Raw genomic sequence first — 23304 nt, 5'->3', positions numbered from 1 at the left:
GCGCCCGCCTGCGCATCGGGGCCCGTCGCGACGACGGCCCGCGTGACGCCGGCCCGCGCACCGACAGCCGGTGCGGCATCCGACGCACGCGCAGCCGCCCGGGTCAGCGCGGACCGGCGGGCGCGCGCCGGCGCGGACATGGCCGCCGCGGTGGCGACGTGCCGGTCCTCGTCGGGATCGGCGTCCGGTCCGGCATCCGCCCCCGCGACCCGGCGCCCGCGGCTCCGGCCCGACGGCAGCGACGTCCCGACGAGCAGCAGCAGCAGCGCCCCCGCGAGCCCGATGAGCACGAGCGGCGTGTGCAGGATCCGGTTGGCGTAGCCGAGGTACGGCACGCCGAACACGACGCGGTCCGCCGACGCGATGACGTACGGCGCGGGATCGGCGGTCTCGTTCGCGTCGCCCTGGAGGACGACCTGGCGGGCGGCCGGGTCCTGCGGGTCCACGCCCGCGGACGGCTGCTCGACCTCGCCCGTGACGGCGCCGATCGAGATGATGCGGTGCGTGACCGGCAGGTCGTACCCCGGCCGCTGCACCTTGATGACGTCGCCCACCTCGAGGTCGGCGGCGGGCACGGCGTCGGCCATGATCGCGACGGACCCGGTCGGCAGCGTCGGCGCCATGGACCCGGTCAGCAGCACCACGAGCGAGAGCCCGAGCATCCGCGACAGCACGGTCCACGCGATGACCACCACGCCCGCGAGCCCCAGCAGCGTGATGACGACGTCGCGCACGACGACGCCGACGGTGCGCCGGGGCCGCGCCCGCGCGCGGGCGGCCGCGACGGCGTCACGGCGGGCGGCCGCGAGCGCGTCGCGGTCCCCTCTCCGTGTCGCCGTCACGGCGCCCTCGGCGGTCATGGCACGGGCCCGATCCGGCTAGTTGACCGACGCGACCGACGTGCCGGCGAACTCCCACGCCGGCGTGACCGCGCGGCCCTGGAGGGCGTCGACCGTGGTGCCGGCCGGCAGGGTCGGTGCCGTGGGCAGCGTGATCTCGAAGCAGTAGTACTGCACCGACGTGCTGTTCGCGGCCAGGGCCTGCGTCTGCGCCGCGGTCGGCTCGGCCGTGGCGAGCGGGCCGGCGGCGATGACGTTGGCGGCCGAGGCGAACGACGTCGCGTCGCAGGTGGCCGAGGTCGCCGAGGTCGCGACCCGGAGGTTGAGCGCGCCGAGGAGGAGGTTGTTCGCGTCCACGGCCGCGTTCGCGGTGCCGGTGGCGGGCTCGGAGTCCTGCAGGAGGAGCGTTCCGGCGACGGATCCCGCGGAGGTGCGGAGCGCGACGGGCGCGTAGACCGTGTTGCCGGGGATGAGCGCGAGGGCGCCGGGCGAGAACGTGAGGTCCTGGCCGGGGTTGGTCTCGTTCTGCGTGAAGCCGGTGGAGGCGAAGGGCGCGACGACGTTCTGCTCGACCTCGAAGGTCGAGGTGCCGAGGCCGGGGCCGCTGCCGTTGCCGCCGCCGAAGACCCACTCGGAGTCGGTCCAGGCGGCGAGGGTGGCCGTGACGCCGAGGCCGAGGACGAGGCCCCCGGACAGGAACGCCATGGTCTTGGTGCGACGCGACATGCGCGGACGCTCTGCGTGAAGTGCCATGAAGGTGATCCCCCTGATAGTGCGGGCCCCGCATCCGGCTCTCGGATCGTCCTGCCCCCTGCGTCGCCACGAATCGGGCGACATCGTGACGCTAGGTCGGCGATCCGCCGCCGCCGAGGCCGACGGGGGACAACCGGTACCGGCAGCGCCGATCACCAGTGGCGCGGGGGATCCGCGGGTGCCACTACCGAGGCGGGGTCTGTGCCCCGTACGAGGGTCCGGAGGTCCCTCCCCCGCGATTCCGGGCCGGAACGGCTCCCCTGGTAGCCTCGTCCGCGCAGGCGGGGACGACGAAGGCGAGCCACATGACCGACGACACGCAGGATCCGGGCCCCCGAGACGGCGCCGCACGCGACGGGGGCGCTTCCGAGCCCCCCATCCTGAGCCGACGCGAGCTGCGTCGCCGCCAGCAGGAGATGGAGCAGAACCGCGGATCCGGCGACTCCGGAGACGCGCACCGGTGGGTGGATCCCTTCCCCGCCGTCCCCCGCACCTCCGAGGGCGGGCTGTTCGGGCCCGACCGCGTGCGTCCGGGATCCACGGCCGTCGCTCCCGCCCACGTGCCCGCCTCCGTCGACGACGAGGCCGACGGCATCGACGACCTCGCGGCGCCCGGCGCGGCGGGGGCCGACGCGGCCGCCGACCTCCCGATCGACGCGGTCGGCGCGGTCGGCGCGGTCGACGCGGTCGACGCGGTCGACGCCCGCGAAGACGAGGACACGGACACCGGCGACGTCGAGATCGTCGGCACGCGAGCGTTCGACGAGCTGTTCGTCGACGACGAGCGCGAGGCCGAGATGGACGCCGCCGAGGACGCGGAGGACGCGGCCGAGGAGCTCCCCGCGGGCGCCTCCGCGCACGGCGACGCCCCCTCCCCCTTCGACGCGTTCGTCGCGCCGGCGGTCGGATCCGCGTGGGCCGTCCCCGCGCCCCAGGTCGACGACGCGCACCCGTTCCGGATGCCGCTGCGTCCGTCGACCGAGGGCGACGGCGATGGCGCGTCCGCGAACGATGCGAGCACGGACGCCGAGACGGCGTCCGAGCCGACGGACACGCGGCAGGTCCCGATCACCCCCGCGGTCCCCGAGCGCACCGCCCCGGCGCCGGCACCCGAGCCGCACCCGATCTCCTCCCTCCCCCCGGCGCCCGCCGACACCGAGGAGCCCGCCGACGACCGCCGTCCCGGCAGCGACCTCACGGCGTTCCCCGACGCGGATCCGCAGCGCTACGTCATGCGCACCCCGCGCGCCGACGCCGCCACGAGCAGCCTCACCCTCTTCCCCGAGCAGACCGGCCAGCGCCCGCCGCGCGGCCCGGTCGTCGCGCGCACCGGCTTCCGCGGCTTCCTCAACAGCGTCACGGGCGGCGTCTTCAAGATCGCGCCCGGCGCCGAGGAGGCCGCCGCGAACGCGGAGGTCACCCGGCGCGAGGGCGACGAGCGCGTGATCCGCCAGGCCACGTGGTCGCGCGCGGTCAGCGTGCTGGTCGCGAACCGCAAGGGCGGCGTCGGCAAGACGCCCACCTCCCTCATCCTGGGCGGCGTGCTCGGCTCCATCCGCGGCGGATCCGTCGCCGTGGTCGAGGTCACCGACGATCCCGGAGCGCTCGGCTACCGCGCCGAGGGCCAGCCGACCCGGGGCCTGGGAGAGCTCGTGCGCGACCGCGACGAGATCCACAGCGCCGGCCAGCTCGCCGGCTACACGGCGCCGCAGACGAGCTTCGCCTCCGTCGTCGCGTCCGTCGGGCCGCGTCGCGAGCTCACGGGCGACGACGTGATCGGCGTCTCCCGCCTCATCGACGAGTACTACGCGATGCGCGTGATGGACTCCGGCAACCAGCCGTCGTCGTCCGCCTTCCGCGGAGCGATCGAGGTCACCGACGTGCTCGTCGTCCCCGTGCTCAACGCGGGCGACGCGGTGCTCGAGGCCGTCGCGCTGCTCGACTTCCTGCGCGAGCTCGGCGGCCACGCGGCCATGCTGGCCGACAACGCCGTCATCATCCGCCTCCACGACGGACGCCCGGAGGATCCGGCGGTCGTCGCGCGCATCGACCGCATCCTCGAGGACGCCCGCCCGGCCCAGATCTTCACGGTGCCGTACGACGCGCACATCGCCGAGCGCGGACCGATCTCGCTCGCGTCGCTCGACCCCGAGGTGGCGCGCGCCTTCACGGCCGCGACCGCGGGCGTCGTGCAGCGCCTGGCGCACGCGGTCCGCTGACGGGCGCGTCCGAGGGCGGATCCGGGTCAGCCGGGCGCGGGTCCGGGTCAGCCGGGCGTGGATCCACCGGGCGCGGCCCGCGGATCCGCCGCCCGCTCGACCGCGAGATCCTCGCGCTGGCGGTGCCCGCGCTCGGCGCGCTCGTGGCCGAGCCGCTGTTCCTCCTCACCGACACGGCGCTCGTCGGCCACCTCGGCAGCGCGCCGCTCGCGGGCCTCGGCATCGCGAGCGTGATCCTGCAGACGATCGTCGGCCTCCTCGTCTTCCTCGCGTACGCGACCACGCCCACGGTCGCGCGACGGCTCGGCGCGGGCGACCGGCCGGGCGCGATCCGCGCGGGCATCGACGGCCTGTGGCTGGCGCTCGCGCTCGGCGCGGTGGTGCTGGTCGTGGGGCTCGTGGTCGCGGATCCGCTCGTGCGCGCCCTCGCCGACACCGGCGGCGCCGACGCGGATCCGGCCGCGACCGCCGCCGTGGTCGACGCCGCGCGCACCTACCTCGGCATCTCGCTCGCCGGCATGCCCGCGATGCTCCTCGTCATCGCCGCGACCGGCCTCCTCCGCGGCCTCCAGGACACGCGCACCCCGCTCGTCGTCGCGGTCTCGGGCTTCGCGGCCAACGCGGCGCTCAACGCGTTCCTCATCTACGGGCTCGGGTTCGGCATCGCCGGATCCGCGTGGGGCACCGTCATCGCGCAGTGGGGCATGGCGTCGGTCTTCGTCGCGATCGCGGTGCGCGCGGCCCGGGAGAACGGCACGACCCTGCGGCCCGGCCTCCGCGGGGTCGCGCGCTCGGCGGCGTCCGGCGGCTGGCTGCTGGTGCGCACGGCGTCGCTCCGGGCGGCGATCCTCGCGACGGTGGCCGTGGGCGCGGGCCTCGGGGTCACGGGGCTCGCGACCCTGCAGATCGCGCTCACCCTCTTCTCGACCGTCGCGTTCGTGCTCGACGCGCTCGCCATCGCGGGCCAGGCGCTCGTCGGCCACGGCCTCGGCGCCGACGACGTGCCGCGCGTCCGCGCCGTGTCCCGCCGGCTCGTCCAGAGGGGCGTCGGCCTCGGCGCGATCCTCGGCCTCGTCCTCGCGGCGCTCTCGCCGCTGCTCGGGCCGGTCTTCACGGGCGACGCGGACATCCACCGCATGCTGACCGCCGTGACCCTCGTGCTCGCCGTCGGCCTGCCTGTCGCCGGCTACGTGTTCGTGCTCGACGGCGTGCTGATCGGCGCCGGCGACGCCCGCTACCTCGCCCTCGCCGGGCTCGTGAACCTCGCGATCTACGCGCCCGCCCTGATCCTCGTGGCCTGGCTCACCGAGACCGGCCGCGTCGCCGGCACCCCCGCCCTCCTCGCGCTGTGGGCGGCCTTCGGCCTCGTCTACATCGGCGCGCGGGCGCTCACGCTGGGCCTGCGGGCGCGCGGCGACCGGTGGATCGTGACGGGGGTCGCGCGGGCGTGACGCGCGTCAAAGCGACCTCCACGCGCGGTCATCCGGGACCCACGTCCCCTGCGCCTCACCCCGGAGTGCCGGTGCGAGCATCATGTTGACGAGCTCCTCCGCCTCACGCCAGCCCAGCCCGAAGCCGCTGAGGCCTCGCGCGACTCGTGCGAAGCCCCGCTGGATCTCCGGCGAGGCGTCCACGGCGAGGAACGGCTCGAGACGGCGCTCCCGGATCTGCTGCTCCGTCGCCTCGCGCAGGAGAAGCCCATCGCAGGGAAGGTGCATCGCGATGAGCGCGAGATCGACCAGGTCCTTCGCTCGGGAGGAGCGTCCATCTCCGCCTGCGTGGTTCCGCTCCATCATCGCGGCGGCCTTGTCCGCGATCTGCTGCTCGACGGAGATCATCGCGTAGTCGACGACGGGAACCGGCTTGCCGAGCGGCACCCGGAAACGTGGCGCAGCTCTGATCACCGACACCCCGATGCGCTCGTGGACGGCGAGGTCGACCTTGATCGCGAGTCCTGGGACCTCGTCCAACTCGAACCGCAGCGAAGTGACGGCGAGCGCGGGCTGGTCTCCCCTGTCTCCGTCGACGCGCCTCATCAGGCGAAAGGAGAGCCGATCCCCGATGTCGACCGCAACGAGTTCGGCGAGGTGCGCGACGGCAGCCTCCAGGCCCATCCGCCCGCTCTCCAGATCGATGTCCACGGTGGCGCGACCGGCCGGGATGAAGGCCAGCATCCGCGTGCCGCCCTTCAACATGAACGCCGGATCGGCGCGCGCGAAAACTCGACCGAGGAACCGGTCGAAGACCAGGTAGGTCCTCAGATCGGAGACGGAGACGCCGAGCGCGGGAGCCGCCCGCCGTGCAGCCGCCGAGATGGCGCGCATGGTGTCCGCCGGGCGCCGATATGCGTCATCTGCTGTCACGATGATGTGGCCCCCTCCGTCCTGCCGCCCTCCTCTTCGAGCGCAGACCTCGTCGCAGCGTGCAGGGCATCATGCACCAGCTCATCGATCGTGGAGCGAGGGAATGTCGGGGCGGTCGTCCCCGCCAGCGCAGCCGGCGTCGCAGAGAGGAGCTCTCGCGACATCAGCGGTTGGAGACCCCGGGCCATCGAGGCGATCGCATCATGGACCGGCAGCATCGCCGCCCGGACGATCCGCCTCTCATCAGCACGCAGCGGTGCCAGGACCTCCTCCAGCTGCGCGTCGAAGGATCGGATGAACCGCTGAGCCAGATCGGCATGCACCGTCAGACCCTCAGGATCACGGCCGTCGACGCCGGACAGCGCTCGGAGTCGGCGGTACAGGGCTGCGCCGTCGACGAAACCCAGACGAGGAGCGCGATGCCCGAGGTGCGAGATCAACGCCGGCACGTCGAGGTCCCCGCGAGACCGTTCCGCATCGCCGAGCGCATCGGCGACCAGGCTGAGGTCCGACCCGTCCGTCTCGAGCAGATCGGCGAGGGTCCGCTCCCGAGTCGTCACGGGGAGGCCGTCGACGACGGTCACATCCGCGGGAGGCAGGTCCGACACCCGGAATCGCACGTCCGTAGCGCGGGTCTGCTTGCGAGCCCTGGTCCAGAAGGTGAAGGGCGCCGGTTTCACGTCACCCATCTCATGCACCCACGCCGAGGCGGCACCGCCCACGACGACATCCGGATCCCGACGACGTTCTCGCGCCGGCACGGCGGGCGTCGAGGCGAGCCAAGCAGCACGGAGATCGTCTCGCCCATCCATCGCCGAGGTCGAGACCTTGTACACGCCATTGCGGATGCGTTCCAGCGACCCGGAACTCTCTCGCCGTGTGAGCGTGCTTCGCGCGACGCCGGCCGCGCTCGCCTGCGCGGCGGTCACCAGCCCCCATTGCTCGGAGGCGAGTTCCTCGAGCGTCCGGGTTCCCTGGGTGGCCATGCTGCAATTCTATGCGTAAACGCAACAAATGCAGCAATACAGGATGCGTTCCTGATGAGCCTTAGTACATCGCGAGCGGCCCCGCGCCCGCGGGCGCCGGGAACGCGCGGTCGAGCTCTGCCAGCGTCTCGTCCGGGATCACGAGGTCGAGCGCCGCGCGGTTCTCGGCGACGTGCGCGGCCGTCGCGGCCTTGGCGGTCGCGAAGACGTGCGGCGCCTGGCGGACGACCCACGCGAGGGCGAGCTGGCCCGCGCTCACGCCGAGGGGCTCCGCGAGGGCGGCGAGCGTCGGATCCGTCGAGAGCCGGCCCTGGTCGAGCGGCGAGTACGCCATGACGGGCATGCGGCGGTCGCGAGCCCACGGGATCACGTCGGCCTCCGGTCCGCGCTGGGCGAGGTTGTAGAGCACCTGGTCGGTCTGCACGGCGTCTCCGCCGGGGATCGCGGCGAGCTCGTCGAGGGCGCGGGCGTCGAGGTTGCTGACGCCCCACGCGCGGATCAGGCCCTCCTCCACGAGCTCCTGCATCGCGGCGACCGTGTCGGCGAGCGGGTGGGATCCGCGCCAGTGCAGGAGGTAGAGGTCGAGCCGGTCGGTGCCGAGGCGCGCGAGGCTGCGGCGCGCCGCCTCCCCTGTGCCGCGGCGCGACGCGTTCGACGGCAGCACCTTGCTGATGAGGAACACCTCGTCGCGGCGGCCGGCGATCGCCTCGCTGACGAGCTCCTCGGATCGCCCGCTGCCGTACATCTCGGCGGTGTCGATCGCGGTGAGGCCCGCGTCGAGGCCGGCGCGCAGGGCGTCGAGCTCGGTGGAGCGGGCGGCGCGGTCGTCGCCCATGTTCCAGGTGCCCTGCGCGAGGGCGACGGCGGTGCGGCCGTCGGGGAAGGTGGTCGTGGGGATCCAGGTGTCAGCCATCGCGTCCATCCTCGTCCGTCGGGGCGGGTGCGGCCAGGTCCCGCGGCGCGCCTCAGCGGACGCGCGGCGTCGCCGCGACGCCCGGGAACGTCGGCACCCAGCAGCGCACGGCGGCGCGGTAGCGGCGGAACGGATCCCCGAAGCGCGCCTCGAGGTCGGCCTCCTCGCCAGGGCGCACGACGTGGTTCCAGAGCGACGAGCCGATGACGGCGTAGGCGACGACGAGCCAGGATCCGAGGATCAGCCCGACGGCCGCCGCCTGCGTGACGCCCGCGAGGGCCATGGGGTTGCGGACGAAGCGGTACGGGCCGGCGATCACGAGCCGCGTGGCGGTCGCGGCCGGCAGCGGGGTGCCGCCGCCGCGGGTCGACATGGCGGCGGCCGACCACATCCCCAGCGCGCTCGCGAGCACCAGCACGGCGATCCCGACGGGCAGCGCGGCGGCGGGCAGCGGCACGGCGACCCGCCAGCGCAGCTCGAGCCACCGGATCGCGAGCGGCGCGACGGCGAGGAAGAAGCCCCAGAAGACGACGATCTGCGCGGCCGTCGCGAGCACGTGCCGCGACGTGGCGGCGCTCGCGTCGGCCGGACGCGCGGCGAACGGGCCGATGAGCGCCCAGCGGGTCGGCAGCCGGCCGACGAGCAGCAGGGCGCACGCGACGAGCGATCCGAGGGCGGCGACCGCCATGACCACGACGCCGATCCCGGCCTCGGTCGTGACGGTCGCGTAGGCGGCGAGCGCGACGGCGACGAGGAGCGTCCAGGCGGAGGCGACGACGGCCGCCCACCGGATGCCGGCCGCGGCGAGCGCCGACCCGACCACGAACAGCGGGACGTCGAGGAGGGCGACGGGCAGCGGATCCAGCGAGCCGAGCGTCGCGATCCGCACCGCGGGGACGAGCGGCACGGCGATCCACCAGGCGGCACCGCCCGCCGCCTGCGCGGCGAACCAGAGGCGGGCGGCGGTGCGCGCCGAGGGGAGGAGCGCCCGGCGCATCACCGCGGGTCCGCGTGCTCCGGCGGCCACACCACGGCGAAGCGCTCGAAGACGATCTCGTCGTCCTCCGACCAGGCGGCGCCGCGGGCCGCGCTGACGCGCTCCCAGTAGGTGCGGTGCTGCGTGCGCCAGCTCTCGAGGGAGAGGTCGTCCTCGCCCTCGTCGCGCGCGAAGGCGGAGTCGGCGCTCGTGAAGGGGCCGACGCGGAGCTCGGTGCTGCGGATCACGATGCGCGGCGCCCCGGTGCTGTCGCAGGCGATCCAGTGCGACCCGATCCGCGGCACCTCGTCGCCGCGCGCCAGGAAGTCGGCGACCAGCTCGGCGGTCGCGCGCTTCCGGCCCGACAGCACGATCCCGAGCAGCTCGTCGGCGAGCCGGGCGTGGTCCCCGAAGTGCTCGACCGTGTGCTCGGGCCCGGCCGCGACCGCCTGGGGGTGCGCCTCGGCGTACGCCGCCCACATCCGCGCGGCCGCCGGGAGGTCGGGCGGGGAGACGGGCGCGGTGGCATCGCTCATGGTCCGATGCTCCCACGCGGCCCGGCCGCGGCGGCGGGGCGGGATCCGTCAGCGCGCCCGCGCCACGAACACCATCACCCGCGACGCCGCCGTCAGCGGGCCGCGCGCGAAGTCGCCGTGCACCGCATCCACGTCGAAGCCGGCGTCGTCGAGCTGGGCCGTGAGCGTCGCGCGGTCGCGGAACGCGAAGGGCTGGACGTCGGACACCACCTCGCCCGTCGCGACGAACCGGCTGCGGAAGACGACCCGCACGACGGCCGGCCCCGTCTCCTCGACCTCCATCCATTCCTCGAGCGGGCCGTGCGCGGTGTCGCGGGTCGTCGCCGGGCCCGCCCACGACTCCCACGCGCGGTCGGCCGGGTTCCGGCTCTCGAAGGTGAGCGTGCCGCCCGGGCGGAGGGCGCGGCGGAGGTCGGCGAGGGTGCGGATCCACTCGGGGTCGGGGATGTGCTGCACGACGTTGCCGGTCAGGAAGGCGAGGTCGAACGGGCCCTCGGGGAGGACGCGGCTGTCGCCGTGGATCCACTCGACCGCATCGCCGCCCGGCCGGGAGCGGGCGACGTCGAGCATGGCAGCCGACGGATCCGCGCCCACGACCCGGCGCCCGGCGGTCGCCAGCGAGACGGTGAGCATGCCCGTGCCGCAGCCGAGGTCGACGATCGACCGCGCGCCGACCTCCCCGGCGAGCGCCCGGTCGAAGTCGTGGTCGGGGCCGTCGGGGTTGTCAGCGTCGTACAGCGCGACGAGGCGCGGATCGAGGGAGGTCACGGGCCCGACGCTATCGGCGGCGCGCCCCTAGCCTGATGCCGTGACCGACGATCCCCACCAGCCGCCCGCCGGCGACGCCCGCGCTCGCCGCCGTCCCGACGCCGAGCGGCGCTCCGAGGCGCTCAAGGAGCGGATCTACGTCACGTTCACCGCGCTCGCGGTCACCATCGCGATCGGGCGCGACGCGGAGCACGCGACCGTGGGCGGCGCCGCCACGACGCTCCTGCTCACCGTCGTCGGCACGCTCCTCGCGGTGTCGGTCGCGGAGTTCATCGCGCAGATGGTGCGCGACGGCGAGGTGCCGGACCGGCGCGACGTGGGCCACATCCTCTACGTATGCGCCAGCTCGCTCGGGGTGCTGCCCGTGCCGATGGCGGTCCTCGGCCTGTCCGCGCTCGGCGCGCTCGACCTGGCGGCGGCCCTGCGGATCATCTCGTTCGCGCTGGTGGCGACGCTGGTGCTGGTGACGCTGATCGCGGTCCGCCGCCTCCGCGTGGGCCTCGGCGTGAAGCTGCTCGTGCTCGCGGGCGTCGCGGTGCTCGGTGCGGCGGTGCTCGCGGTGGAGCTGGCCGTCCACTGATCCGCTCGGCGTCGACGCCGGGACGCTGGGATCCGTCCGACGTAGCGTGAGGCCATGACCGCGTCCCGGCTCCCCGTGCACCTCGAGACCGCCCGCCTCCGGCTGCGGCCGCTGGGGCCTGCCGACGCCGACCTCGTCCACCGCCTCTGGGTCGAGCGCGACCCGCGCCATCCCCCGCATCGCCGCGTCGACGCCGCGGGCCACCCGTCGCGCGACGAGGTGCGCGACCGCCTGACGGTGCAGGAGGAGGAGTCGCTCCGCACGGGCATCGGGCTGCTCGCCGTCGAACGCCGGGACGAGGCGGGCGCGGTCGGGTACTGCGGGCTCGTCGTCGGGAGCGCCTCCGTCGAGGAGCCCGAGATGGCCTTCGAGCTGCTGCGCGACGTGCACGGCTCGGGGCTCGCGACGGAGGCGGCGCGCGCCGTGGTCGAGGCCGCCCGCGCGACGGGACGCACCCGGCTCTGGTCGACCGTGCGCCGCTGGAACGCCGCGTCCCTCCGCGTGCTGGAGAAGGCGGGCTTCACGGAGAGCGGCCGGATCACGGCGGATGCCGAGCACGGCGACATCGCGTGGATGGTCTGCGACCTCCGGGATCCGTCGACCGCCAACGCCGAGCCCGAGCGGGTCCGGCCCGCGCGCGACTAGCCGGCGCGCAGCTCGCCCGTCGTCAGCCCGTCGGCCGGCGACTCCCAGCGCACCTCGCCGTCGACGCGCACGTCGGTCGGCGCGAGCCCGAGCCGCCGCGCCACGGCCTCGCTCGCCGCGTGATCCGGGTGGATGTTCGCCCGCACCACCCCGACGCCGTCCTCCCGCAGCCACGCCACCATCGCCGCCGCGCACTCGGCCGCCGCGCCGGATCCCTGCGTCGCGGTCCCCACGAGCCATGCCAGCTCGGCCACGCGCTCCGTGCCCTCGCCCTCACCCGTCACGGTCGCCTGCACGAACCCGGCCGCGCGGCCCGTCGCGCGCTCGCGGAGGATCCACACGAGCCACCGCGCGGATCCGTCCGGCGAGCGCCCCGCTGCCTGCCGCGCGAACCGCACCTCGAGCGCGGCAGGCGACGGCGGCTCGCCCCCGGTGAAGCGGTACAGCGCCGGATCCGCCAGCACCCCGACCATCTCCCGCGCATGCGCGACCACCAGCGGCTCGAGCGCAAACCGGGCCGTGGCGAGCACGGGGGCCGGCGTCGTCGTCATCGCCCGAGCCTCCCACGCATCCGCGGCGGCGGCAGGCGATCCCGGACGCGACACCGGATCAGCCGAACGCCTCCGGCAGCGCCGCGGTGAAGGCGTCGAAGTGGCTGTACCAGACGGAGTGCGCGGCGCCCGGGATGCCCCGCACGTCGACGCCCGACGCGGCGAGGCGCGCGGCCTCCTCGGCGCTCACGAAGCGGCTCGGGTCCGGCCGCACGACGATGGATCCGGGCTCCGGCGCCCATGCGTACGACGGGACCGCAGCGAGCGCGGCGGCCGTGGCGGGGTCGAACCGCTCGGCGGCGCGGCCCTCGACCTCGCGATCGCGCTCGGAGTACTCGGGTCGCGAGATCCGCAGCGCCTCCGCCGTCCGGCCCCGGCGGTCGCACTCGTAGGCGTCCCGGATCTCGACGGGGTCGCCGCCTCCGGCCGGCGCGAGCGGCGCGTCCACGTAGACGACCACCTCGGGGCGGCGCTCGGGGAAGGCCTCCCCGAGCACGATCCCGCCGAACGAGTGGCCGATGGCGAGGGCGGGTCGTTCGACGCCCGCGTCGGCGACGGCGCGCGTCACCGCCTCCGCCGCCCGCGGGACCGTCAGCTCGGGATCCCGGTCGGAGAGCCCGTGGCCGGGCAGGTCGACGGCGAGCACCCGGTACCCGCGCGCGGCGAGGAGGGGCGCGATCCGCCACCAGCTCTCCGCGGATCCCATCAGCCCGTGGAGCAGGACGGCCGCGCGGGGCCCGGTGCCGGTCTCGTCGATGTGCAGGCGCATCCGGCCATGCAAGCACGGCGACGGCAGCATCGCCGGGCTCCCTCCGCGGCCCGCGGCGCCTACGGTGGCCTCGTGGCATCCCTCGAGGTCGACGGCGCGCGCATCTCCTACCGGACGAGCGGCGCCGGTCCCGTCCTGCTCGCCCCCGAGTGCAACTACTCGTGGGATCCGGCCTTCGAGGAGCGCATGGCGCGGAGCTTCACCGTCGTGGTCGCCTCGCCGCGCGACTTCGGCGCGAGCGGCCGCACGGGCGCGCCCTACGTCCCCCGCGCCTGGGCGGACGACATGCTCGCCGTGATGCGGCACCTCGGCCACGCGCGCTTCGCTGTCTTCGGCTACTCCTTCACCGGGGCCTTCGGGCCGTGGCTCGCGCGGGAGCTCCGCGAGCACGAGGCCGTCACGGCGGTCGTCTCCGGCGGCTTCCCGCTGCTGGGCGACTACGGCGTGACATCCCGCGACGTCGAGGAGCAGATGGCACGGATGCAGCGGGACGAGCCGTTCTGGCGCGCGGCGAACGAGCGGTTCGACCTCCGCGCGGGGGCGGCCTTCTACCGCGAGCTCGCCTGCCTCGCGCCGGACGCGCTCGTGGACGACGCGCCCGCACCGCTCTACTGCTTCTGGGGAGACCACGACACCGACGCGGTCGAGATGGTGATCCCCCACGCCGAGCTGGCCGCGGGCCTCGACCGCCGCGGCGCCGCGTGGGACATGCACGCCGGGTACGACCACGAGGAGCTGAACGCGGATCTCGCGGTCGCCTGGCCCGCCGCCGAGCGGTGGCTCCTCGCCCGGGCATGCTGTCCCCGTGCCGAGCCCCTTCACCGCCATGTCCGCCCATGAGCACGTCGCCGCCAACGAGCTGGCCTTCGCGGTCCGCGACGCGAACCCCGTCACGCCCGGCCACAGCCTCGTGATCCCGCGCCGCGAGGTCGCGACCTGGTTCGAGGCGACGCCGGAGGAGCAGGTCGCGATCATGGCGCTCGTCACCGAGGTGAAGGACGGTCTCGAGGCCGAGCTGCACCCGGACGGCTGGAACGTCGGGATCAACGTGGGCGCGGCCGGCGGCCAGACCGTCTTCCACCTGCACGTGCACCTGATCCCGCGCTTCCACGGCGACTCGGCCCAGCCCGGCGGCGACCTGCGCGGGCCGATCCCCGGCCGCGGCCACCACCCGCCCGCAGGCTGACGACACCACTCGGACCTCGCGCCGCACGACCCCGCCGATACGCTGACGACGTGACCCCCCGCGGCGCCCCGACGCCCTCCGCATCCGCCGCCTCCGCCTCGCCGCTCGCGCTCCCCGGCGGCCGCCGCATCGCCGTCCAGTTCGCCGCCATGGGCACCGTCTGGGGCGCGAGCTTCCTCTTCATGAAGGTCGCGCTGGAAGGCGTGTCCTTCGGCCAGGTGTCGTGGACGCGGCTCGTGCTCGGCGCCGTCGCGCTCGGCCTCATCGTCGCGTGGCGCCGCCTGCCGCTCCCCCGCGAGCGCGTCGTCTGGCTGCACTTCGCGGTCGTCGGCGTCGTCGGATCCGCCATCCCCTACTCGCTGTTCGCCTGGGCCGAGCAGCACGTCACGTCGGGCGTCGCGAGCATCTACAACGCGACCACGCCGATCATGACCGCCCTCCTCGCCACCCTCGCCTTCCGCGTCGAGAGGCTCGGCCGGCGGCAGCTCGCGGGCATCGCGCTCGGCATCGCGGGCGTCGTCGTGATCATCGGCCCGTGGCGCCTCACCCCGACCGCCGAGGCCGCCGCGTCCGGCCAGCCGCTCCTCGAGCTCGCGGGCCAGCTCGCGTGCCTCGGCGCGGCCCTCTGCTACGGGATCACGTTCGGCTACCTCCGCCGCTTCCTCACCCACCGCGGCATCCCGGGCGTCGTGACGGCCTTCATGCAGATCGGCATGGGCGCCGCCGCGATGATCCTCGCCACCCCCTTCCTCGCGACCGGACCCATCGCGCTCGACCTCCCCGTCATCCTCAGCCTCCTGGCGCTCGGCGTGGTCGGCACGGGCCTCGCGTACCTCTGGAACATGAACGTGCTGCTCGCCTGGGGGCCCACGGCCACCTCGACCGTCACGTACATCACGCCCGTGGTCGGCGTCGCGCTCGGGATCCTCGTGCTCGGCGAGACCCTGCACTGGAACGAGCCCGCGGGCGCGGTCCTCGTGCTCCTCGGCGTGCTCCTCGCGCAGGGCCGCCGCCGTGCCGCGCGCGGATCCGCCGCCCCGACCGTGGCCCGATGAGGACTTCCGTATTACGATGAGCGCATGGCGCGCATCATCAACGGTCGAGAAGTCGACGAGTCCCAAGTCGACGAGTGGGTCGACGAGGCGGAGGCGGGATACGACGTCGGCGCGCTCCGCGCGCGCTGGGGTCGCGCTCCCCGCGGGGAGTCGGCCGCGAAGGTCATCCCCGTGCGACTCACGGAAGCGGAGCTCGAAGCCGTGATGGCTCGTGCGCAGCGCGAGGGGCTGAACCGCTCCGAGGCCATCCGCGCGGCGCTCGACGCCTGGTCGCACGCCGCGTGATCGTCCGTCCGTCCGCGCGCAAGCACGGTGTGGCGGACGAGGACGCCGTCACCGCGGCATCGACGCCGCTGATCTCGGGTCCCCTCGACGACGAGGAACCGCAGCGTCAGCTCCGCGTGGGCTTCGACACCGCGGCGCGTCTCCTCGAGATCGTCGTGATCGTGTGGGACGACGGGACCGAGGAGATCATCCACGCGATGAGGTGCCGGCCGCAGTACCTCGAGCTCCTGGGCTGAGACGCACCCGGCCGGCACCACCGCGACGCGCACCCCTCCGACGCCCGGCTAGGCTCGCCGGGTGCGTCTCGTCATCGCCCGCTGCTCCGTCGACTACGCCGGCCGCCTCAGCGCGCATCTCCCCCTCGCCACCCGCCTCCTCATGGTCAAGGCCGACGGGAGCCTCCTCGTCCACTCGGACGGCGGCTCCTACAAGCCGCTGAACTGGATGAGCCCGCCCTGCTCCATCGTCGAGGTCGAGCCCGACGACGACCAGGCGCTCGCGGGCGTCCGCGAGATCTGGCGCGTCGTGCAGCCGAAGACGGCCGACATGCTCGTCGTCTCGATCCACGAGGTGCTGCACGACTCCGCGCACGACCTCGGCGTCGACCCGGGCCTCGTGAAGGACGGCGTGGAGGCGCACCTGCAGAAGCTGCTGGCCGAGCAGATCCACCTGCTGGGCGACGGCCACGAGCTCGTGCGCCGCGAGTACATGACCGCGATCGGGCCGGTCGACATCCTCGCGCGCGACGCGAGCGGCAAGTCGGTCGCGGTGGAGCTCAAGCGCCGCGGCGACATCGACGGCGTCGAGCAGCTCACGCGCTACCTCGAGCTGATGAACCGGGATCCGCACCTCGCGCCGGTCACGGGCGTCTACGCCGCGCAGGAGATCAAGCCGCAGGCCCGCACCCTCGCCGAGGACCGCGGCATCCGCTGCCTCCTCCTCGACTACGACGCCATGCGCGGGATGGACGACGGGCACTCCCGCCTGTTCTGATCCGCCGCTCGACAGGCCTCCGCCGCATCCGCCGACGGGCCCCCGGCGACCGTCGCGAGGCGCGGCGCCGACCCGCCTATCCGCTCACGATCCGCGGAGCCACCGGACGCCTCCGGCCGCCGACGACCCGCGCATACTGACGACGAGCGGCCCGTCGCCGCCGTGTCCTCGGGGGTGGATCTGATGCAGTCCGGTGCGCCCTGCCGCCGCGCCCCGGCGCGCGCGTCCGCATCCGCCTCCGCATCCGCCTCCGCCGGTGCGCGCCCGTGACCACCATGACCACCACGGACGTGGCCGCGTCACGCGCCGCCGCGAAGGCCGCCGGTGCCGGCACGGGAGCGACCGCCGTGCGCGTCCGCATCGACCCGTTCCCCCGGCGCCTCCGCGATCGCTGGCTGCTCCGCCTGCTCTTCTCGCTCCCCTTCGTCGTGATCGCGCTCATCGCCGACCACGCGCCCGCCGGGTCGGCCACGGGCCCCGTCTCCACCACCGTGAACGCCGACCTCCTCTCCCGCGTCGCGCAGATCGACTGGACCCGGGCCGACGCCGCCTGGGTGGGCAGCCTCTACCCGCCCGTCGGCACGATCCTCGCCGCCGTCACGCCCGGCGGCACGCTCGGCATGGGGATCCTCGGCGCCCTCATCGCGGGCCCGTTCCTCCAGCAGATGCTCCAGGCGATGCAGCAGCGCCGCTTCCCGCGCGTGCAGTCCGCCATGTTCATGGTCGCCCTCGGCGCCAACCCGCTGTTCGCGCACATGGTCACCACGAACCTCGAGGCCTTCCTCGGCGTCGCGGCCTTCGGGGTCGGCGCGACCAACATGGTCCGCTTCGTCGCCTACCGGAACACGCAGGCCGGCTTCCGGGCCGGGCTGCTCTTCGCGTTCGCGGCCCTCTCCAGCGCCAGCGGCATCGTCTACATCGTGGTCATCGGGCTGGCCGCGCCGCTCATCTCGCTCGCCCGCCACGGCGAGCGCGGCGCCCGCGCGTCGAACGTGCTGGTGCTGCTGTTCCCGACGCTCTCGGCCTTCGTCACCGTCGCGTTCCTCCAGCTCGTGTTCCTCGACCGCCCCTTCGCGTTCCTCACGGCGCAGTTCCACTACGACCCGGCGCTCTGGGACACGGTGCCGCAGCTCGTCACCACCCTCAACGGGTTCCTGCTGCTCGCGCCCATGATCTCCGGCTGGATCCTCGCGCTGCTCGTCCGCCGCCCGGGTGCCGTGCTCATCTCCACGCTGCTGTTCCTCGGGCTGCTGACCGGCTACATCCTGGGCCTCATCCCCGCCAACTCGGCCGGCAACACCTTCTTCATCATGACGATGATGGGCATGGCGATCCTCCCCGCGGCCACCACGCGCCGGGCCGACGTGCTCATCACGCTCGTCGCCGCCGTGCAGATCGCCATCGCCTGGGCCGCCGCCTACAACCGGCCCGTGGTCCTCGACTGGATGGGCGCGCTCGCCCGCGCCCTCGGATGGGCCTGACATGACCACGACGCAGCCGGCGCCCTCGGACGGGCGCGACATGACGACCGCGGACAGCGCACCCGCGACTCCGGCTCCACCGACGTGGCAGGACGGCATCGACCCGGGTCCGGTGCGCCAGGGCCCCCGCGAGCGCTACCTCGCCGAGGGGTGGATCCCCGTCCGCCTCCTCGCCGACGGCCGGCAGCTCGTCGCCGCCGACGACCGGCGCCGGAATCCCGGCTTCGCGGCCGCGCTGGCCGCGGAGCTCGGCGCGCCCGTCGCCCTCACCCGCGTGGACGCGTGGGAGCTGAAGGACGCCGTCCTCCGCCTGTGCGGCGAGGCCGTGGCCGACGACGCCGCCAACCGGCTCTTCCGCGCGAACCCGGAGCTGTCCGGGCGCCTCGTCTTCTCCCGCGGACAGAAGGCCGGCGCGCTCGTGGGCGCCGTCCTGCTGGTCGCCCTCGCCGTGGTGTGGCCGCGGCAGACCGCCGTCGGCGCGCTGTCGGTGGTCAGCCTCGCGTTCCTCGCGGCCACCGCGTTCAAGTTCTTCGTCGCGCTGCAGGGCGCGCGCTACGACGTCGTCGACCGCGTCACCGAGGCGGAGGTCCACCGCCTCGTCGACGCCGACCTGCCGGTCTACACGGTGCTCGTCCCGGTGTTCCGGGAGGCGAACATCGTCGCCCAGCTCATCGAGAACCTCGGCGGCCTCGACTACCCGGCGCACAAGCTCGAGGTGCTGATCCTCATCGAGGAGGAGGACTCCGAGACGCGCGACGCGATCGTGCACGCGGATCCGCCCGCCCACTTCCACATCGTCACGATCCCCGCGGGCCAGCCGCAGACCAAGCCGCGCGCCTGCAACGTGGGCCTCACGCTCGCGTCCGGCGAGTACCTCGTCATCTACGACGCCGAGGACACCCCGGATCCCGACCAGCTGAAGAAGGCGCTCGTCGCCTTCGACCGCGGCGGCCCCGAGATGGTGTGCGTGCAGGCCGCCCTCAACTACTTCAACGCGAGCGAGAACGCCCTCACCCGCATGTTCACGCTCGAGTACTCCTACTGGTTCGACTACATGCTCGCGGGCCTCGACCACTCGAACCTGCCGATCCCGCTCGGCGGCACCTCGAACCACTTCCGCACGGCCGCGCTCGTCGAGCTCGGCGGCTGGGACCCGTACAACGTCACCGAGGACGCCGACCTCGGCATCCGCGCCTCGGCCGTCGGCTACCGCGTGGGCGTCATCAACTCCACCACCATGGAGGAGGCCAACACCTCCATCCCCAACTTCATCCGCCAGCGCTCCCGGTGGATCAAGGGGTACATGCAGACGACGCTCGTGCACGCCCGCCGCCCGGTCGCCCTCATCCGCGAGGTCGGCATCGTGCGCTTCGTCGCGTTCGCGCTCCTCATCGGCGGCACCCCGGCGACGTTCCTCGGGGTCATCCCCTTCTACCTGGTGACGATCGCGTCGCTCGCGATCCCGAACGAGGTCATCGCCTCCGTCTTCCCCGCGTGGGCGCTCTGGACGAGCCTGTTCAACTTCCTCGTCGGCAACGGGGTCATGGTCTACGTCTCGATGATGGGGCCGTTCAAGCGCGGCACGTTCCACCTCATCCTGTGGTCGCTGCTCAACCCGGTGTACTGGATCCTGCACTCCATCTCCGCCTACAAGGGCCTGTGGCAGCTGCTCACGCGCCCGCACTACTGGGAGAAGACGGAGCACGGCCTCACCCAGCAGTGAGGGGACGCTCCCGGCAGGCGTCCGCGCGACCCTCGTAGGGTGGGCGGGTGACCGCACCCGACACGTCCGCACCCGACACGACAGCCGGATCCGCCTCCGCTCCCTGGAGCTGCGTCCTGTTCGACCTCGACGGCACCATCACCGACTCGGCCCCCGGGATCACCGCGCAGCTCGCGAAGACGCTCGTCTTCATGGGCCTGCCCGTGCCCGGCCCCGCGCAGCTCCTCGAGTACGTGGGCCCGCCGATCCTCGACTCCTTCCGCGACCTCGCGGGCATGGACGACGAGGCCCAGCAGCGCGCGCTCGCCCACTACCGCGAGGGCTACTCGGGCGGCGGCGTCTTCGACAGCTCGGTCTACGACGGCGTGCCCGACGTGCTCCGCGCGATCCACGCGGCCGGCATCCCGCTCTCCCTCGCCACCAGCAAGCCCGAGTCGCAGGCCCGCCGCGTGCTCGACCACTACGGGCTCGCCGACCTCTTCACCGAGGTGTGCGGCGCGAGCGAGGACGAGGTGCGGTCCGCGAAGGCCGACGTCATCGAGGAGGCGCTGCTCCGGCTGCGGCGCGCGGGCGTCGACCTCGACCACGTCGTGATGGTCGGCGACCGCGAGCACGACGTGCTCGGCGCGGCCGCCCACGGGATCCCGACGGTCATGGTCGGCTGGGGCTACGGCAGCCCGGCCGAGGCCGCCGGCACCATCGCGGTGGTCGACACGGCCGACGAGCTCGAGGCGATCCTGGTCCCCCAGGTCGCGCGGCCCGCCGCCTGAGGCGCCCGCTCCGAATCCCTCACAAGCAGGAGCCTTTCCACAGATCCGGCCGCTACCCCCCGTTCGCCCGGGAGTTAGCAACACGGAGTGACAGAATGACCGGCGGAGGAACCATGTCAACACCGCAGGACCTGCAGGACCCGCTCGCGCTCGACAAGCAGGTCAGCTACGCGCTCGTCGTCGCCGCGCGCAGCGTGACGGCCCTCTATCGACCCATCCTCGACCCGCTGGGGCTCACCCACCCCCAGTACCTCGTGCTCCTCGCCCTCTGGGCCAGCGGGCCGCGCTCGGTGAAGGACCTGAGCCACGAGCTCCAGCTCGACAGCGCCACCCTCTCGCCGCTGCTCAAGCGGCTGGAGGCCATGGGCCACGTCTGGCGCGTGCGCCGGGCCACGGACGAGCGCGTGCTCGAGATCGGCCTCACCGACCAGGGCCGCGAGCTCCGCGAGAAGGCCGTCGCCATCCCGCAGCGCATCCGCGACCGGCTCTCCATGACGGAGGAGCAGCTCGAGGGCCTGAAGACCGTGCTCAGCCAGGTCATCGACAATGCGAAGGCGCTGCCCGAGACCATCTGACGGACGCGTCCGCCACCCGACCGGGAGGCGCCCATCCGGCATCCGCCCCCCGCGGCGTCCGCCCACCCGATCGGAGCCCGACGAGTGAGCGACACGGTCCGCGCGGTGCTCCTGCTCGAGTGCTACGTCACGGTCACGCTGCTGGCGCCGCTCCTCCTCGGCCGGCTGCCGCTCGTCGCGCAGCGGCCCGTCGCGATGCTCGCCGCGTGGCACGGGTTCCTCGTCACGGCCGTGCTGAGCCTCGGCTCCGGGCTCGGCCTCCTCATCCACCAGGGCATGGCGATGCAGGCGGGCGCCGGCGCGGAGCGCGTCGCGGTGGTCGTGCCGCTCGCGTACGCGGCGGCGGGCGTGCTCGGGATCCTGCTGTTCCGCATCGTCGAGGAGGGTGGGCGCGTGGTGCGCGAGGCCCGGCACCGCGCCGGCGAGGTCGCGACCCTGCTGCTCGCGTCGCGCCCGTACCGCGTGGCCGGGCGGGACGCGCGCATCGTCGAGTCCGACGTGCCGCTCGCCGCGCTCTCCCCCGCGACCGGCGTGATCCTCCTCACCACCGAGGCGCGCGCCCGCCTCGACGACGACGAGCTCGCCGCGGTCATCGAGCACGAGACCGCGCACCTGGAGCAGCGGCACGCGCTGGCCGTGCGCCTCGCCCAGGTGTCCCGCGCGATCCTCCCGGCGCTGCCCGCGAGCCAGCGCCTGGCGCTCTCCACCACCATCGCGATCGAGTTCATCGCCGACGACCACGCCGCCCGGGTGTCCGGCCCCGCCACCGTCGCGGCCGCCCTCACGAAGCTGGATCCCGGGGGCGGCCTCTCCGGCCTCCGCGCCGACCGCATGCGCCACCCCCGCGGCGGGCACCGGATCGCGCTGCGGACGCTGTGCGCGGTCGCGTGCGCGCTCCCCGTGCTGCCGCTCGTGATCGTGCTGCTGCCCGTCCGCTGATCCCGCGAGGCGCCGTCCGCGGCGTCCGTCCGCGCAGCGCCCTCCGCCGGGACCCCGCCGACCCGTGCGCTAGGGTCTCCTCTCGAAGGGGAGTAGTCCCCCCGGCCCCCGGGCCGGACGGCGATGCGTCGACATGCTGGCCCCCGGGCCCGGTGCATCACCCGCCACCTGCACGTGCACGGCGGGCGGACGAGACCTTCGGCCAGACGAACGACAGGCGCACGCGCGCCGTCGCGTCGGCCGGAGCGCCCCACCCGGGTCCCGGCCGTCGCCCGACCGGAGGACCCATGCCCGCCATGCCCCCTGCCCGCACGCCCGATCCGACGCCCGCGCAGGTGCGCCGCTGGCGGCAGTACCTCGCCGACGAGCGCGCCGAGGCCGCCGTCTACCGCGACCTCGCCGGCCGCCGCACGGGCGAGGAGCGCGAGATCCTGCTCGCCCTCGCCGAGGCCGAGGGCCGGCACGCCGACCACTGGATCGAGCTGCTCGGCGACCGCGTCGGCAAGCCCGTGCGCGGCGACATCCGCACCCGGATCCTCGGCCTGCTCGCCCGCCGCTTCGGATCCGTCTTCGTGCTGGCCCTCGCGCAGCGCGCCGAGAGCCGCTCGCCGTACGCGGACGACGCCGACGCCACCGACGCGATGGCCGCCGACGAGCGCGTGCACGAGGAGGTCGTGCGCGGCCTCGCGACCCGCGGCCGGATGCGCCTCTCGGGCACCTTCCGCGCCGCCGTCTTCGGCGCGAACGACGGCCTCGTGAGCAACCTCGCGCTCGTCCTCGGCATCACGGCCACGGGCGTGCCGAACGCCGTGATCCTCGCGACCGGCCTCGCGGGCCTCCTCGCCGGGGCGCTCTCGATGGGCGCGGGCGAGTTCGTGTCCGTGCGCTCCCAGCGCGAGCTGCTCGAGGCGTCCGCCCCGGATCCGGGCACGCGCGACGCCCTCCCCCACCTCGACGTCGACGCCAACGAGCTCGCCCTCGTCTACCGCGCCCGCGGCATGACGGAGGAGGAGGCGCTCGCGCACGCCGACGAGGTCCTCCGCGACCTCGCCGCCGAGACCCGGCCGATCCCGGTCAGCATCGCGGGCGTCACCGCGTCCGACGACGAGCACGAGAGCGTCGGCACAGCCTGGGGCGCGGCGCTGTCGAGCTTCTGCTTCTTCGCGTCCGGCGCCGTGATCCCCGTGCTGCCGTACCTCTTCGGCCTCCAGGGGATCGCGGCGCTGGCCCTCGCGTGCGTGCTGGTCGCGATCGCGCTGTCCATCACGGGCGCGGTGACCGGCCTCCTCTCGGGCGGCCCGCCGCTCCGCCGCGCCGGCCGCCAGCTGCTCATCGGCTTCGGCGCGGCCGGGGCCACCTACCTGCTGGGGCTGCTCTTCAACACGCAGGCGGGCTGATC

Annotated in this window: 26 protein-coding genes; 16 read left to right on the top strand and 10 right to left on the bottom strand. The window is 74.5% G+C overall.

All coding sequences use genetic code 11. The features are described from left to right. Together AWH51_RS05185 and AWH51_RS05180 are read right to left on the bottom strand one after the other, a co-directional pair. A partial coding sequence (locus tag AWH51_RS05185; RefSeq protein ID WP_063071024.1) for a signal peptidase I occupies positions 1-860 on the bottom strand: 860 nt, incomplete at its 3' end. An 18-nt stretch (positions 861-878) separates the two neighbouring features. Then, positions 879-1565 carry a SipW-dependent-type signal peptide-containing protein gene (locus AWH51_RS05180; protein ID WP_254654481.1) on the bottom strand — a complete coding sequence of 229 codons (687 nt, stop codon included), beginning with the start codon at positions 1563-1565 and terminating at the stop codon, positions 879-881. A gap of 332 nt (positions 1566-1897) precedes the next feature. Between AWH51_RS05180 and AWH51_RS05175 the strand changes: the two genes are divergently transcribed. Next, on the top strand, positions 1898-3811 hold the full coding sequence (locus AWH51_RS05175; protein ID WP_063071022.1) for a MinD/ParA family ATP-binding protein: 1914 nt from the start codon (positions 1898-1900) through the stop codon (positions 3809-3811). 122 nt (positions 3812-3933) lie between these two features. Then, the gene (locus AWH51_RS05170; protein WP_414146344.1) at positions 3934-5262 is read left to right on the top strand and encodes an MATE family efflux transporter; all 1329 of its coding nucleotides are present in this window, start codon (positions 3934-3936) and stop codon (positions 5260-5262) included. A 6-nt stretch (positions 5263-5268) separates the two neighbouring features. Here the strand turns inward: AWH51_RS05170 and AWH51_RS05165 are convergent, their stop codons facing one another. From AWH51_RS05165 to AWH51_RS05140, 6 genes are all read right to left on the bottom strand, one after another. Continuing rightward, positions 5269-6135 carry a nucleotidyl transferase AbiEii/AbiGii toxin family protein gene (locus AWH51_RS05165; RefSeq protein ID WP_131798105.1) on the bottom strand — a complete coding sequence of 289 codons (867 nt, stop codon included), beginning with the start codon at positions 6133-6135 and terminating at the stop codon, positions 5269-5271. Positions 6136-6170: 35 nt separating this feature from the next. Then, complete coding sequence (locus AWH51_RS05160; protein WP_081234869.1) at positions 6171-7160, bottom strand: type IV toxin-antitoxin system AbiEi family antitoxin domain-containing protein; 990 nt, start codon at positions 7158-7160, stop codon at positions 6171-6173. Between the two features lie 61 nt (positions 7161-7221). After that, positions 7222-8082, bottom strand: coding sequence for an aldo/keto reductase (locus AWH51_RS05155; protein WP_063071019.1), 861 nt, complete (start codon positions 8080-8082; stop codon positions 7222-7224). A 43-nt stretch (positions 8083-8125) separates the two neighbouring features. Then, entirely contained in the window at positions 8126-9070 is a 945-nt protein-coding gene (locus AWH51_RS05150) for a methyltransferase family protein (RefSeq protein WP_063071050.1), read from the bottom strand. Next, a complete protein-coding gene (locus AWH51_RS05145; RefSeq protein ID WP_063071018.1) occupies positions 9070-9585 on the bottom strand; it encodes an ASCH domain-containing protein in 516 nt (171 codons plus the stop codon). Before AWH51_RS05145 ends, AWH51_RS05150 begins: the two co-directional genes overlap by 1 nt. Before the next feature lie 48 nt (positions 9586-9633). Continuing rightward, a complete protein-coding gene (locus tag AWH51_RS05140; protein WP_063071017.1) occupies positions 9634-10353 on the bottom strand; it encodes a class I SAM-dependent methyltransferase in 720 nt (239 codons plus the stop codon). 40 nt (positions 10354-10393) lie between these two features. On the opposite strand from AWH51_RS05140, the gene AWH51_RS05135 reads away from it, so the two are divergent. Both AWH51_RS05135 and AWH51_RS05130 read left to right on the top strand, forming a co-directional pair. After that, positions 10394-10933: a hypothetical protein gene (locus tag AWH51_RS05135; RefSeq protein WP_063071016.1), complete on the top strand. Its 540-nt coding sequence runs from the start codon at positions 10394-10396 to the stop codon at positions 10931-10933. 54 nt (positions 10934-10987) lie between these two features. After that, on the top strand, positions 10988-11578 hold the full coding sequence (locus AWH51_RS05130; RefSeq protein ID WP_063071015.1) for a GNAT family N-acetyltransferase: 591 nt from the start codon (positions 10988-10990) through the stop codon (positions 11576-11578). Here the strand turns inward: AWH51_RS05130 and AWH51_RS05125 are convergent. After that, positions 11575-12129 carry a GNAT family N-acetyltransferase gene (locus tag AWH51_RS05125; RefSeq protein ID WP_063071014.1) on the bottom strand — a complete coding sequence of 185 codons (555 nt, stop codon included), beginning with the start codon at positions 12127-12129 and terminating at the stop codon, positions 11575-11577. The genes AWH51_RS05130 and AWH51_RS05125 overlap by 4 nt on opposite strands. Before the next feature lie 58 nt (positions 12130-12187). Continuing rightward, positions 12188-12898 (bottom strand): alpha/beta fold hydrolase, encoded by a 711-nt coding sequence (locus tag AWH51_RS16205; RefSeq protein WP_063071013.1) that lies wholly within the window; start codon positions 12896-12898, stop codon positions 12188-12190. A 72-nt stretch (positions 12899-12970) separates the two neighbouring features. On the opposite strand from AWH51_RS16205, the gene AWH51_RS16200 reads away from it, so the two are divergent. The 12 genes from AWH51_RS16200 to AWH51_RS05060 all read left to right on the top strand — a co-directional run bounded on the left by AWH51_RS16200 (position 12971) and on the right by AWH51_RS05060 (position 23302). Beyond that, complete coding sequence (locus tag AWH51_RS16200; RefSeq protein ID WP_063071012.1) at positions 12971-13738, top strand: alpha/beta fold hydrolase; 768 nt, start codon at positions 12971-12973, stop codon at positions 13736-13738. Beyond that, the gene (locus AWH51_RS05110; RefSeq protein WP_254654480.1) at positions 13704-14084 is read left to right on the top strand and encodes an HIT family protein; all 381 of its coding nucleotides are present in this window, start codon (positions 13704-13706) and stop codon (positions 14082-14084) included. Before AWH51_RS16200 ends, AWH51_RS05110 begins: the two co-directional genes overlap by 35 nt. A 149-nt stretch (positions 14085-14233) precedes the next feature. Next, the gene (locus tag AWH51_RS05105; protein ID WP_063071048.1) at positions 14234-15139 is read left to right on the top strand and encodes a DMT family transporter; all 906 of its coding nucleotides are present in this window, start codon (positions 14234-14236) and stop codon (positions 15137-15139) included. 24 nt (positions 15140-15163) lie between these two features. After that, the gene (locus AWH51_RS05100) at positions 15164-15424 is read left to right on the top strand and encodes a ribbon-helix-helix protein, CopG family (RefSeq protein WP_063071011.1); all 261 of its coding nucleotides are present in this window, start codon (positions 15164-15166) and stop codon (positions 15422-15424) included. Next, positions 15421-15660: a hypothetical protein gene (locus tag AWH51_RS05095; protein WP_175345465.1), complete on the top strand. Its 240-nt coding sequence runs from the start codon at positions 15421-15423 to the stop codon at positions 15658-15660. Before AWH51_RS05100 ends, AWH51_RS05095 begins: the two co-directional genes overlap by 4 nt. 61 nt (positions 15661-15721) lie before the next feature. Beyond that, positions 15722-16417, top strand: a complete 696-nt coding sequence (gene nucS / locus AWH51_RS05090; RefSeq protein WP_012039553.1) for an endonuclease NucS — start codon at positions 15722-15724, stop codon at positions 16415-16417. A gap of 275 nt (positions 16418-16692) precedes the next feature. Beyond that, positions 16693-17898 (top strand): hypothetical protein, encoded by a 1206-nt coding sequence (locus tag AWH51_RS05085; RefSeq protein WP_063071010.1) that lies wholly within the window; start codon positions 16693-16695, stop codon positions 17896-17898. Position 17899: 1 nt separating this feature from the next. Then, positions 17900-19621, top strand: coding sequence for a glycosyltransferase family 2 protein (locus AWH51_RS05080; protein ID WP_254654479.1), 1722 nt, complete (start codon positions 17900-17902; stop codon positions 19619-19621). A gap of 47 nt (positions 19622-19668) precedes the next feature. Next, positions 19669-20391 (top strand): HAD family hydrolase, encoded by a 723-nt coding sequence (locus AWH51_RS05075; RefSeq protein ID WP_063071009.1) that lies wholly within the window; start codon positions 19669-19671, stop codon positions 20389-20391. Between the two features lie 113 nt (positions 20392-20504). Beyond that, positions 20505-20966, top strand: coding sequence for a MarR family winged helix-turn-helix transcriptional regulator (locus AWH51_RS05070; protein ID WP_063071008.1), 462 nt, complete (start codon positions 20505-20507; stop codon positions 20964-20966). A gap of 84 nt (positions 20967-21050) precedes the next feature. Beyond that, positions 21051-21905, top strand: a complete 855-nt coding sequence (locus tag AWH51_RS05065; protein ID WP_063071007.1) for a M56 family metallopeptidase — start codon at positions 21051-21053, stop codon at positions 21903-21905. A gap of 287 nt (positions 21906-22192) precedes the next feature. After that, positions 22193-23302 carry a VIT1/CCC1 transporter family protein gene (locus AWH51_RS05060; RefSeq protein ID WP_063071006.1) on the top strand — a complete coding sequence of 370 codons (1110 nt, stop codon included), beginning with the start codon at positions 22193-22195 and terminating at the stop codon, positions 23300-23302. Positions 23303-23304: the final 2 nt, after the last annotated feature.

This window comes from Clavibacter tessellarius (assembly GCF_001618005.1).
Lineage (GTDB): Bacteria > Actinomycetota > Actinomycetes > Actinomycetales > Microbacteriaceae > Clavibacter > Clavibacter tessellarius_A.
The sequence above is the reverse complement of the archived record's forward strand: the minus strand, read 5'-3'. Positions and strand labels throughout refer to the sequence as shown.